The following is a 12,222-nucleotide window of genomic DNA, read 5'->3' on the forward strand; positions in this document are numbered from 1 at the left end:
CATCAACACACTGCAATTCGACAGGAGTCGACCGATCATGCCCCTAATCGACAACAGGAGAGCGAAACTCTTCGCTGCAGCGTCGGCGTCGATGCTGCTGCTCGGTGCCTGCAGCCAGTCGCCGCCGGAACCGGACGCCGACTCCGAGCCGTCGGCCGATCTGCAGCAGTTCTACGACCAGAGCGTGACATTCGAGCCGTGCGAAGGCTACGGCACCACCACGACCGACGAGCAACTGTTTTCCAGTGACCCCGGATTCGAGTGCGCCCGCGTGGACGTGCCACTCGACTACGAGAACCCGGATGGGCGGGCGGCGCAGATCGCGCTGCTGAAAGCACCCGCCCGAGGCGAGAAAGTGGGCTCGCTCCTGCTCAACTCCGGCGGACCGGGCGGGCCTGGAATGAGTATGGCGGCGTCAGGTGCGACGGCGACGTGGGCGCAGAGCCCGCTGACCGAAAAATTCGATCTGATCGGATTCGATCCCCGCGGCGTCGGTGCGTCCACCCCTGCCATTGACTGCTTCACCGATGAGGAGTATGAGGCAGGACAGGCCTACACCACGGTACTCACCGGCTCGAGAACCCTCACCGAGGACGGTGCACGGCAGCTGGTGAGCCAGTGCTCCGAACGATCCGGCGGCGACGACGTCCTCCAACACGTCGGTACCCGCGACGCTGCCCGCGACATGGACATTCTCCGGGCAGTGCTCGGCGACGACACCCTGAGCTACCTCGGCCAGAGCTACGGAACACGACTCGGCGCGGTCTACGCGGAGATGTTCCCGGAGAACGTGCGCGCGATGGTTCTGGACGGCGGAATCGATCCGGGCCAGGGCACCGCAGAGCGCCGGATCTACCAATACACCAACTTCCAAAAAGCTTTCGACGACATGGCCGCGGCATGCACGAGCGCCCCTGACTGCCCGCTGGGCACAGACCCGAGCAAGGCTGTCGACAACTTCCAACAGATCGTCAGACCGCTGATCGACAACCCGATCGTCACCCCCGATGGCCGCGTCATGGACTTCGACGCCGCATACGGTGCCGTGATCGCGGGCCTCTACGACTCGACCGCGTGGCCGGTCATCACCACCGACATCGACGGACTCCCCGACACACTGACCATCTCGGTGACCGGCGACCCGTCCACACCGTACGAGGGAGGCGTCAACTTGGCGAACACCCTGGGCGGCTCGCTGCTCACCGTCGACGGCGACCAACACACTGTGGCGTTCGGCGCAACGAGCACCTGCGTCAACGACATCGTCGCGAACTACCTCGTCGACCTCGAATCCCCACCGGCCGACGCCCGCTGCGCCCTGTAACAGCCGAACGAAAGGACAAATCATGACTGCACCCCCACTGATCTCGGTCGAGGACTTCTTCGGCCCACCCATTCGCTCCGGTGCCACGATCTCACCGGACGGCAACACGATGGCGTTCCTCGCGCCGTGGAAGAACCGTCTGAACGTGTGGATCGAAGACCTCGCGCCCGGTAGTGAGCCACGCTGCGTCACCGCGGACGAGACGCGCAGTGTGCACGATTTTCAGTGGACGGACGACCCCCGCTGGCTGCTGTATATGCAGGACACCGGCGGTGACGAGAACAACCACGTGTTCCGCGTCGATCTGAATGATCCCGATGCCGCGGCAGTCGATCTGACGCCGTTCCCCGGTTCCCGCGCGGTGGCCATCGAACCCGTGCGCGGTCGGGAAGGTGTGTACACCGTCCTGATCAACGGAAGAAACATCGCCGAGTTCGACCTGTACGAAATCGAGATCGCCACAGGTGAACTGACGATGATCCGGCAGAGCCCCGGCGTCGGCCGGTATCCGATGCTCGGTTCCGACGGCGAGGTGTTCGTCTTCGCGATGACCACGGCCGGCACCATCGACATCACGCGGTTGGAGGAGTCCGGAGCAGAAACCACGGTGGCATCGTTCGACGGCACCGACTATCCGATGGGCATCAGTCCGATGCAGATCACCGCGGACGGTACCGGCATGTGGCTGGGTTCCAACCGGGGGCGCGACTTGGACTATCTGATTCGACTCGACCTGGAGACCGGTGAGGAGACCGTCGTCGACAGTCACCCGACACTCGAACTCGACGGTGTGCGACGAGCCGTCGAGCAGACCGCGCCACCGCTGATCTGCGACAGTGCAACCGGCGAGCTCATCGGTGTTCGGTATCTAGGAGAACGCCAGGTGATCCACGCAGTGAAACCGGGTTTCGCAGAGATACTGAAGAATCTGGAGCAACTGTTCGACGGTGACATCGGAGCACTGTCCTCCGACGAGAGCGGACAGAAATGGATCGTCAGCTTCGTCCACGACCGCGATCCGGCCGTCACCTACTACTACGATCACAACACCGGATCGAGTCGCCGACTCTTCCGCCCCTACCCACACCTGGATCCCGGAGACATGGCCCCGATGGTGCCGGTGAACATCCAGTCGCGTGACGGTCTGACTCTGCCGTCGTATCTGACGCTTCCGGTCGGCGTGGAACCCGAGAATCTGCCGATGGTTCTGGTGGTGCACGGCGGCCCCTGGTATCGGGATTCGTGGAACTTCGACCCCATCGCGCAAATGCTCGCGAACCGCGGATATGCAGTGTTGCAGGTCAACTTTCGCGGGTCCGTCGGATACGGCACAGCGCACATGAACGCCGGGGTCGGCGAATTTGCGGGCGCGATGCACAACGATCTGATCGATGCAGTGAACTGGGCAGTCGAGGCGGGGTACGCCGATCGCGAGCGGGTGGCCATCATGGGTGGTTCCTACGGCGGCTATGCGGCGCTGGTGGGCGCATCGTTCACCCCCGACACGTTTGCCGCCGCGATCGACTGCGTCGGCATCTCGGACCTGTCGAACTTCATGCGCACCCAACCGGCCTTCATCGGTCCCGGAATCATCAACAGCTGGCACCGATTCGTCGGCGACCCCACTGATCCCGATCAACTGGCCGACATGCTCGCACGATCACCCATCTCCAAGCTCGACGCGATACGCGCGCCGCTCCTGATTGCGCAGGGTGCCAACGATCCTCGGGTCGTCAAGGCAGAATCGGACAACGTCGTCGAGCGCCTGCGGTCACGTGGCGTCGACGTCGACTACCTCGTGTTCGACGACGAAGGCCACGGATTCGTCAACCCGGAGAACAGTATTCGCTACTACCGCGAGGTGGAGAAGTTTCTCGCTCACCACCTCGGCGGCCGTAGTCTGCCATGATCGGAAGCACAGTGGAGGTGGATCGGAAGCTCGTCGTCGAAGTCAGTCCGAGTCGCCCTTCGGCATGGGTGCAGCGGTGTGAAAAAGCATCGAAATGGCGTGCTGCAGAACGTCTGTTTCCGAGCGAATTCGAGTAGCGTCGGTCGGGAGGGCTCGTGCTACGGAGAGCCCGTCCAGCACCACGTTGAGATAGGCGGCGCGCTGGGTGTTGTCACCCGGCGGCAGGGCACCTTCTTTGTCGAGGACCTCCAGCCAGTGTTCTATGTGCCGGAGTCCGGCTGCGCTGAAAGCGAGATACGTGTCGATGGCGTCAGCGTTGAGTTCCGCGCTGAGGTAGGTACCGAACGTCCGTCTCCACGTATCGCGGGCTTGCTCACCGGTCCCGGTGGCCGACAACACTTGCTGCATACACGCCAACAGTCGCTCCTCGGCAGGCACAGTGGCGTCTTCGATGACATTTTTGTTCGCCACCAGTCCGGTGATTCCCGCGGCGACTTCGTCCATCAACGCTCGCTGCGTGGGAAAGAAGTGACGCAGTGATCCGGTACTGACCCCTGCTCGCGCGGCGACCGCTCGGACGCTGATCCGGGTACCCGGATCCTCGGACACCATCGTCGCGGCTGCGATCAGAATCCGGTCCTTGGTGCTGGGTTCGCTTCTTTGGGCCTCCACATTGTCCGACACCTCCCCAACCCTAATACAGCGTGATACGTTGAGCCCCACTATCACGCTGTACTAGTCGTGCGTGGAAGGGAAACACACAGCGCTCGCACCTACGCCTTTGAGCCTCTGAGAGAGGAATTACGATGCTCCACAGTCGATCCCACCAGAATCGGAAGTATCACGGCCGCCGGACGGCAGTGCTCGAAACCGCCGCAGTGACGATGGCTGGATTGTGGGCTCTCACCTCGTGCAGCGCACCGTCCTCGGTCGAGCCGCAGCCTTCGCCTGCACCGACACGTTACGAACAACAAACGCTCGACTTCTCTGCGTGCGACCCTGCTGCCACAGGCATTGCCGACGACAGGGTCGAATGCACAACGCTCGAAGTACCGCTCGATTACGCGGCTGTCGACGGGCCCACCATCGAGCTCGGGATTTCCCGCATTCGGGCCACAGGGAACGACCGCGTCGGATCCGTCGTGGTCAACCCCGGCGGCCCGGGAGCCCCGAGTCTCGGATTCGTGACCGCGGTCGCAGACTCATGGGGCAACGGTCCCGCTCGCGAACACTTCGACATCGTATCGATGGATCCACGTGGAGTCGGGACCTCACAACCGGCCATCGACTGCTACACCGACCAGGAACGAGACGATGACGCCATCGTGTCCGGAGTTCCCGCTGGGGCGTTGGCCTGGAGCGCGGAATCGACCCGCTCGGTCCTCGATCAGTGCGCTCGACGCAGCGGCGGTATGAATGTCCTGGGCCAGATGGGCACCCGGAACGTGGCCCGAGATCTCGATGTCCTGCGCGCTGCGCTCGACGACGAGCAGCTGACGTTCCTCGGTGCCAGCTACGGAACACGTTTGGGCACGATCTATGCGCAACAGTTTCCGCACCGGGTCCGCGCGATGGTTCTCGACGGCGCAGTCGACCCGCGCAAGAATGTTCTCGAACGCCAGATCCAGACGTTTTCCGGCGTGCAGCGTTCCTTCGACGAGCTGGCTCGCTACTGCATCGAACGAGGCAATTGCCCCTTGGGAAGCGATCCGGCCCGAGCGACCGATGCGGCCCAGGACTTGCTTCGACCACTTGTCGACAATCCGGTCCGAACTGCTGACGGTCGTCGGCTGACCTACTACTCGGCAATCGAAGCCATCACCCTCGGTCTCTACTCGAACCAGGCCTGGGACAGCGTCATCGGCGGTTTGACGGAGCTACGGGCCGGACGCGGTGAGGTACTGCTTGCGCTGCGAGATCTCTCGGCGCAGCGGGGACCCGACGGAACGTACACCAACTCTTCCGAAGCTACGCTCGCCATCAACTGCCTCGACGAAATGCGACCGACACCGGAGCACACGACATCCACCGTCGCCGAGATCAATTCCGCGGCACCGTACATGGACCCAGGTTTCGACGTGGACACACATTACGGATGCGAGGGCTGGCCTGACGAACACGTACTCGACTATCCCTACGGCGAGAACATCACCGGCCTCCCGCAGACACTCGTTGTATCGGTCACCGGCGACGGACTGACACCACACGAAGGCGGTGTGGCACTGGCAGACAACCTCGGCGGGCGACTCCTCACCGTAGACGGTGAACAGCACGGCGCCACCACCGCAGCGAACCCATGCGTCAACGCGATCGTCGAACGCTATCTGGTCGATCTCACCACTCCCGACGGCCACTTGCGTTGCGCTCTGTAAAGCCACGACCGGCACGACGCTTGGCACTCAGCATTATCGCGTGACCATTTTCCATCACAGTGTGCTAGCGTCATCAGCGACTATCACGCTGTACTAGTAGAGGGCGGGGATCGAGCAGATGGGCATCAAGCAGTGGCGCTACCGCCGCATTCGCGCCGGATCGGGTGAACCGCTCCGCCGGTACCGCTGGTGGCAGATGTTCGGCAGATCGCTCCGGTCGATCACGCTGTCCGCACCCGACGGCACCACGTCGGTCTACGCAGTCGATGTTCGGCACATGGGCGACGCAAAGGACGGTGAGGTGCGCGCTCGCCTCTACGTCGACGGCGCACTGCAGTCGTACGCCAAGATGCCGACCCGCTTCCCAGTCCCCGGAGGACGCATCGAGGTCGCGGCCACCGGATTCGGGCTCAAGCGCTGCCATTACGTGCGTGAGGACGGCATCGAAAAGCAGCTGTCTCCGGATCCCGCATCCGCAGAGGGACGCCGAGCTCGGCTGCACCACCGGCACCCGGGTCCGAGTCGCGTCATCGGTCTCATCTCGATGGTGCTCGTCATCGGCGGCCTCTGCGTGGAGGTGCCGCAGATCATCGCATCCCTCTCTCTCATTCCCCCCATCGCCGACTCGATCGGAACGTTCACCTCACCCATCCGACTGCCGCTCCACGTCAACCTGCTCATCGGATTCGCTGCTGTCATCGGGAGCACGGAACGAGCTCTACGGATGAAATCGAGCTGGATCGACGAACTCGCCAGCTGAATCCCACCGAAGGAAGCACCACCATGACTTACACAGATATCCGACCGAGGGACGACAAACGACGGCGATGGCCGAAGCCGGCAATAGCAGCGGCTGCATCAGTGCTCCTGCTCGTCGGATGCTCCGGTGTGGTACCCAACAATGACGACAGCGCGAACGAGGTGGGCCTCGAACAATTCATGGGGCAAAAACTCGAGTTCGGGGCGTGCGACGCCAGCATCGTGGACTCCCAGCCGCCCGTTCCCGAAGTGGTCGAGGCGGCAGAGAAGGCGGAATGCGCGATGCTCACCGTGCCGATGGATTACGAGAACCTCGACGGCACGACCATCGAGATCGCCGTCTCGCGCATTTCCGCCACCGGCGACAACCCGATCGGCTCCGTCTTGCTGAACCCGGGCGGTCCCGGAGCGGCGGGGACTACGCTCGCTCCACTCGTCGATGCCCTATGGACGGGAGGTCCCATCCCCGAACGCTTCGACATCGTCGGCTTCGATCCGCGCGGAGTCGGTCTCAGCACACCGGCAATCGACTGCTACTCCGATGAGGAGCGCGACGCCGACGCACCCCTGTCTGCTCTCGGCGAGTGGACCGAAGAATCCGCGCGCGCCATCGTCGACAAATGCGCCGCCGGCTCCGGTAGCACAGAGGTACTCGCCCATCTCGGGACCCGGGATGTCGCTCGCGACATGGATGTGCTCCGCTCCGCGCTCGGCGACGACAAACTGACTTATGCGGGAGTCAGCTATGGCACTCGACTCGGCTCGGTGTACGCCGAGATGTTCCCCGAGAATGTCCGTGCACTCGTCCTCGACGGCGCGGTGGATCCGCTCGTGGACACCGCGGATCGCAGGATCCAGCTCAGCGAAGGACTGCAGGCTTCGTTCCAGCGTTTCGCCGACTTCTGCGTGACTCGGGCCGCGTGCCCGCTCGGCACCGACCCGACGCAGGCGACCGCCGCAGCCCAGGAGCTCCTCCAGCCTCTCGACAGAAAACCGCTGGTGGCCGCCGACGGACGAGAATTCGGCTTCCTCGCCGCCAGCGAAGGAATTGTCTCCGGCCTCTACTCCGAAGCCAGCTGGCCCGCCATCATCGCGGGGCTGACGGAGCTCGAAGCCGGACGACCCGACGCCCTCCTCGCGATCCGCGACGGGTACTACGGCCGGTCCGACAATGGGGAGTACACCAATTCGTTCGAAGCGCTCTTCGCCATCAACTGCCTCGACGAGGAACGGTTCACCGAAGAAGAGATGGCCCAGCTCGGCCACGATCTCAACGAGGCAGTGCCGTTCCTCGACCCCGGATCCACTCCCCATGCGCAGGACGGGTGCGAGTTCTGGCCGGCCGAGCCCACACTCGGATACCCCTACGCCACCGACATCGACGGGCTTCCCGAGGTGCTCGTGGTCTCGGCCACCGGAGACCCCGTGACGCCTCACGAAGGAGGCATCAGCCTGGCCGACACACTCGGGGCGCGGTTGCTCACGGTCGAGGCCAACCAGCACGGGACGATCATCTCCGCCAACGCCTGTGTCGATGGAGCGATCGCCGACTACCTGATCGACCTCGAACTGCCGGATGAAGGTGCACGCTGCACCATCTGAGCCTGCTGAGCCATCGAGCGGGCCCGATCCGCTCGATTGCTCAGCCATCCCGGCGCTCAATCACGAACTGCCGCAATCGTATCGGCGTGCAATGCCGCGCGCCTCGGCTACGCATCATGGATCATCCTCGCTGGGTTCGTGCTTACCGTGGCGGGAACAGTTGCAAATTCTTCGATTGGTGAAGATGAGAGACCGCGGGTGTCGAGCAGGTTGAACAGGTCAGTCAGATCCAGTTGTAACAACCTCGTGACACCGAGCCGCACGCGAAGAAAACAGTCCGCCAGGAAACTAGGCCTGAGCTGCACGAATACGAAGATTTGACGACGGAAAGTGTCACGAATAGGCGGATCTGAAATCCGTTGTCTCGGTTGTCCACTCAAATCCGTGGTAGACCGCCGAAGTCCACGGTACCACCCCAAAAGCACTGTCCTGGTCCAGAAATCTGGATCCAGATGGACTCCAGTGCCCCCAGTCGGACTCGAACCGACACTGTGCGGATTTTAAGTCCGCTGCCTCTGCCAATTGGGCTATAGGGGCCACCGCTGGAGTCGCGCTCCAGCGGTGACGATCATATCGGGCTACTACTGCGCCGGGATGACCGGCGGCACGAAGTCGAAGGTCATACCGAGGAGCCACACGAGCAGCAGGACCACCGGGAAGTGGAAAATGAACTGCAGGAACGTGAATCCGATCAAGTCTCGCGCTCGCAGACCCAGAACTGCCAGCAAGGGCAGCATGAAGAACGGGTTGATCAGGTTCGGCAACGCCTCTGCCACGTTGTAGATCTGGACGGTCCAGCCGAGGTTCATCTGCACGTCTGTCGCGGATTGCATGACGTACGGCGCTTCGACGAGCCACTTGCCGCCGCCGGATGGAACGAACAGGCCGAGCACAACGGTGTAGATCGCAATGACCACGGCGAATCCGCCACCGCTGCCGATGTCGGTGAAGAAGTTCGCAAGGTGCTCGGAGATCGTGACGCCTCCCCGACCCTCCGCTTCGGTCAACATCGCCGCCATTGCGGCGTAGAGCGGGAACTGCACCAAGATGCCGGCGGTCGCGGGCACCGCTTTGCTGACCGAATCGAGGAAGCGCCGCGGAGTGCCGTGCAGTACGAGCCCGAGCATCAGGAACACCAGGAGATACCCGTTGAGGCTACTGACCACCGACAGCACCGGCAGCGTCAACAGTTGGGAGACAAGCCATCCCAGGGTCATCGCGCCCACGAAGAGTGGAAGAATTCTGCTGTACTCGAGCCATTCCCCTGGTCGACTGCGCGGAGCAGGCTCGGACACGGTGTCGTCCAAACTGACGTTCATGTCCTCGGCGGTTTTGATCGCCGCGCCCTTGGGTGCAGAGAAGTGCGCGATGGCCACCGTGAGAACGATGATGATCACGCACATCAGCAACGACTGCCACGTGAAAATGGTGGTTCCGAAGTCGAGTACACCCGTCACCGAAAGCAGCGTCGCCGGAAGCGAACTGGCCGTCGCCTGCAACTGCGCAGCCGATGACGACATTCCGAGGGCCCACACGGCTCCGAGTCCCATGAATGCCGCAGCTCCGAGTGCTCGGTAGTCCGTCCGCAGATCGTCGCGTCGCGCGATGGCCCGGGCCAGCAGCCCGGCGAACACCAGGCTCAGGCCCCAGTTCAGGAAGGACACCGAGCAGGACAGCAGAGCCACGAAACTGACTGCGCTACTGGAACTCTTAGGCACCTGCGCCAATCGGGTGATCAATCTGGCGACCGGTGGAGATGTGGCCACGACGTAGCCGGTCAGAACGACCATCGCCATCTGCAGCGTGAACGCAGTCAGGTCCCAGAAGCCGTTTCCGAACGCGTCGACCACATTCTGCGGGGACGAGCCGTTGGCGAAGGCGGCGACGGCAACGACCACCACGCCGACGAGGGCGAAGATGTACGCATCGGGGAACCACTTCTCGGTCCCCTTGGCGAGCGCTTGCGCTACGCGAGCCAGCCCTTTCTCGGCCGGCGCCTGGTCGGCCGGTGCCTGTTCGGCGGGTGACGTCATCGGTGGTCCTCACCTAGAAGGAAGCCGTGACGTAGGCCACAGCACCTGTAAGGTTTCACCGAAACATGCAGCGATGCAACCTACATCGCCGCAGACCGCATCTGCAGAATTGCAGATCAGATCTTGATGGACATCGCGATGCCGTCGAGGATGTCGTGCTCACTGACGGTCAACGAGCTCACGGCACCGCGTCGCTCGAATTCCTCGGCCAATACGCTGCACACAATTGCACCGCCGCCGATGACGTCGACCCGTCCGGGATGCATGGGGCCCAACGCACTTCGCTGCGTATGCGTCATGCCGATCAGTCGCTCGCACACCTCGAACAATTCCGAGAAGGGCACCCGCGACAGATGCACGGCGTTGGCATCGTACTCGGGTAGTTCCTTCGCGATAGCGGCGATGGTGGTCATCGTGCCGGCCACCCCCACCCAGCTCGACGCGTCGCCGATCGACACTTCCTCGAATGCCTCCGCCAACTTCTCGCGGGCATACTCACGCGCGCCGTTGATCTCGTCCGCGGTGGGAGGATCCGAATGCAGGAATCGTTCGGTCAGACGCACACAACCGATGTTCGCCGAGAACGCCGACTTCACGCCTTTGGCGTCGCCCAGCACGAGCTCGGTGGAACCGCCGCCCAGATCGACGACCAGGAAAGGCCCTGCAGCAGAGTCGAGTTCACCGACCGCACCGGCGAAGGACAACCGCGCCTCTTCGTCGCCGGTGATCACTTCGGCTTCGGCACCGGGGATGACCTTGCCGAGTACCTCGCGCACCATCGAGAAGAAATCCTCGCGATTCGACGCGTCGCGCGTAGCGGACGTGGCGACCATCCGCACCGCCGTCGCCCCAGTCTTACGGATGATCTCTGCGTACTCCACCAATGCCACCCGGGTGCGCTCGATCGCCTCGGGCACGAAGGCTCCCGTCGCGTCGACGCCTTGCCCGAGCCGCACCACTCGCATCTCGCGGGCGACGTCGGCGAGGGACTTCCCGTTGTTATCGGCCACGAGCAGGCGGATCGAGTTGGTGCCGCAATCTATCGCTGCAACCCTGGTCATTGTTTCTCCGCACGTAGTTCTTCGATGGTCGGCCAATCGGCCGGAATAGCCTTGCCGCGCAACGAGTTCTCGGCTGCCAACGCAACGGACTCGTCACCGAGCGGGTTGACGCCCGGGCCCTTGGCCAACGAATGCGCGATCAGTACGTGCAAGCACTTGACACGATCGGGCATGCCGCCGCCGGTGAAATCCGTTCCGAGAGATTCGATCTCGTCACGCTCGGCCAGATAGGACTGATGGGCGCGCAGGTATGCCGCAGCCAATTCGGGATCGGTACCCAGACGCTCGGTCATCTCCCGCATCACTCCGGCCGATTCCTGCCGACTGGCCTCGGCCGTCAGCCGCGGATCCGTCAAATAGAACAGGGTGGGAAAAGGCGTGCCGTCGGGCAGCTTCGGGGCGGTTTTCACCACACCCGGCCTGCCGTCCGGAGATCGGTACGCGATCTCGAGTACGCCACGCGGTTCACGTCCGAGCTGCGATGCGACCGCATCGAGATCTTCCTGCGAGACTGCCGAGGAATTCACCCGACCGGTCCTCCTTCTGGTTCTGGCACCGGCGGCGGGGCCGGTGCGGGTTCTGGCTGTACGAGAGGCATCGGTGCGGACGTCGGCTCCTGCGGCTCGTCCGAACCCTGGGGCTCGACCGCGGTGTTCCACAGTTCGGTGAACCACGGACCCGTCGGAGTGTCGTCCACCGCGAGGTCCTCGGAGCTCGGCGAGTAGTCGCCGGGCAGCTGCACCTGGTACGGCGTCTCCCCCGGCATGACGAAGCGCAGTCGTTCACGTGCGTCGGCCGCAATGCGGGACGGCTCGTCGAGCTGAGACTTCTGCACCCGCAGAGCCTCTACGTCCTTCTCCAGCGCTGCCCGCTCGGCCAACACTGACTCGAGCTCACTGCGTTGCGAGAAGTACGTACGCAGCGGCACAGCCAACGTCAACGCCAGCGCACACACCACGACACCGAGAACGACGGCTCGTCCCGTGGACAGTCCGAAGAACGTCCGTTCGGGCATCTTGGGTCGACGGGCACCGACGCGCCGGGGAGCAGCCTTGCCGCCGACCACGGCGTCGCGCACCTGTTCGGAAGGTTCCGGTGGGGTGGCCTGCCGGCCGGAGGCGTTCCCGTCGCGAGAGACGCCCCCGGCCTTGGACCGACTCGA

Annotated in this window: 10 protein-coding genes and 1 tRNA gene; 5 read left to right on the forward strand and 6 right to left on the reverse strand. The window is 63.5% G+C overall.

Going from position 1 to position 12,222, the window contains the following annotated elements:
- Window positions 1-37: 37 nt before the first annotated feature.
- Window positions 38-1,324, forward strand: a complete 1,287-nt coding sequence (locus AABD04_RS17470; protein WP_341441945.1) for an alpha/beta fold hydrolase — start codon at window positions 38-40, stop codon at window positions 1,322-1,324.
- Window positions 1,325-1,346: 22 nt separating this feature from the next.
- On the forward strand, window positions 1,347-3,233 hold the full coding sequence (locus AABD04_RS17475; protein ID WP_341441946.1) for a S9 family peptidase: 1,887 nt from the start codon (window positions 1,347-1,349) through the stop codon (window positions 3,231-3,233).
- A gap of 42 nt (window positions 3,234-3,275) precedes the next feature.
- Here the strand turns inward: AABD04_RS17475 and AABD04_RS17480 are convergent, their stop codons facing one another.
- Window positions 3,276-3,917, reverse strand: a complete 642-nt coding sequence (locus AABD04_RS17480) for a TetR/AcrR family transcriptional regulator (RefSeq protein WP_335741506.1) — start codon at window positions 3,915-3,917, stop codon at window positions 3,276-3,278.
- 122 nt (window positions 3,918-4,039) lie between these two features.
- Between AABD04_RS17480 and AABD04_RS17485 the strand changes: the two genes are divergently transcribed.
- The 3 genes from AABD04_RS17485 (at window position 4,040) to AABD04_RS17495 (ending at window position 7,966) form a co-directional block, all read left to right on the forward strand.
- Window positions 4,040-5,605 carry an alpha/beta hydrolase gene (locus AABD04_RS17485; RefSeq protein WP_341441947.1) on the forward strand — a complete coding sequence of 522 codons (1,566 nt, stop codon included), beginning with the start codon at window positions 4,040-4,042 and terminating at the stop codon, window positions 5,603-5,605.
- 118 nt (window positions 5,606-5,723) lie between these two features.
- A complete protein-coding gene (locus AABD04_RS17490; RefSeq protein ID WP_335741504.1) occupies window positions 5,724-6,365 on the forward strand; it encodes a hypothetical protein in 642 nt (213 codons plus the stop codon).
- A 23-nt stretch (window positions 6,366-6,388) separates the two neighbouring features.
- The gene (locus AABD04_RS17495; RefSeq protein ID WP_335741503.1) at window positions 6,389-7,966 is read left to right on the forward strand and encodes an alpha/beta hydrolase; all 1,578 of its coding nucleotides are present in this window, start codon (window positions 6,389-6,391) and stop codon (window positions 7,964-7,966) included.
- Window positions 7,967-8,429: 463 nt separating this feature from the next.
- Here AABD04_RS17495 and AABD04_RS17500 read toward each other — a convergent pair.
- The 5 genes from AABD04_RS17500 to AABD04_RS17520 all read right to left on the reverse strand — a co-directional run bounded on the left by AABD04_RS17500 (window position 8,430) and on the right by AABD04_RS17520 (window position 12,138).
- A tRNA-Leu gene (locus AABD04_RS17500) sits at window positions 8,430-8,503 on the reverse strand.
- Window positions 8,504-8,547: 44 nt separating this feature from the next.
- Complete coding sequence (locus AABD04_RS17505) at window positions 8,548-9,999, reverse strand: short-chain fatty acid transporter (RefSeq protein ID WP_341441948.1); 1,452 nt, start codon at window positions 9,997-9,999, stop codon at window positions 8,548-8,550.
- Window positions 10,000-10,115: 116 nt separating this feature from the next.
- Window positions 10,116-11,060 (reverse strand): Ppx/GppA phosphatase family protein, encoded by a 945-nt coding sequence (locus AABD04_RS17510; protein ID WP_341441949.1) that lies wholly within the window; start codon window positions 11,058-11,060, stop codon window positions 10,116-10,118.
- Window positions 11,057-11,587: a DUF501 domain-containing protein gene (locus AABD04_RS17515; protein WP_032377244.1), complete on the reverse strand. Its 531-nt coding sequence runs from the start codon at window positions 11,585-11,587 to the stop codon at window positions 11,057-11,059. Before AABD04_RS17515 ends, AABD04_RS17510 begins: the two co-directional genes overlap by 4 nt.
- Window positions 11,584-12,138, reverse strand: coding sequence for an FtsB family cell division protein (locus AABD04_RS17520; protein ID WP_243608400.1), 555 nt, complete (start codon window positions 12,136-12,138; stop codon window positions 11,584-11,586). The genes AABD04_RS17515 and AABD04_RS17520 overlap by 4 nt, the downstream gene beginning before the upstream one ends.
- Between the last annotated feature and the right edge of the window lie 84 nt (window positions 12,139-12,222).

Origin of the sequence: Rhodococcoides navarretei (assembly GCF_038069675.1) — a bacterium.
GTDB lineage: Bacteria > Actinomycetota > Actinomycetes > Mycobacteriales > Mycobacteriaceae > Rhodococcoides > Rhodococcoides navarretei.

What these genes read in the sequence shown, in the direction of transcription:
- AABD04_RS17470 (WP_341441945.1), top strand. Translation starts at nt 38, where the DNA reads ATGCCCCTAATCGACAACAGGAGAGCGAAACTCTTCGCTGCAGCGTCG.
- AABD04_RS17475 (WP_341441946.1), top strand. Translation starts at nt 1,347, where the DNA reads ATGACTGCACCCCCACTGATCTCGGTCGAGGACTTCTTCGGCCCACCC.
- AABD04_RS17485 (WP_341441947.1), top strand. Translation starts at nt 4,040, where the DNA reads ATGCTCCACAGTCGATCCCACCAGAATCGGAAGTATCACGGCCGCCGG.
- AABD04_RS17490 (WP_335741504.1), top strand. Translation starts at nt 5,724, where the DNA reads ATGGGCATCAAGCAGTGGCGCTACCGCCGCATTCGCGCCGGATCGGGT.
- AABD04_RS17495 (WP_335741503.1), top strand. Translation starts at nt 6,389, where the DNA reads ATGACTTACACAGATATCCGACCGAGGGACGACAAACGACGGCGATGG.
- AABD04_RS17505 (WP_341441948.1), bottom strand. Translation starts at nt 9,999, where the DNA reads ATGACGTCACCCGCCGAACAGGCACCGGCCGACCAGGCGCCGGCCGAG.
- AABD04_RS17510 (WP_341441949.1), bottom strand. Translation starts at nt 11,060, where the DNA reads ATGACCAGGGTTGCAGCGATAGATTGCGGCACCAACTCGATCCGCCTG.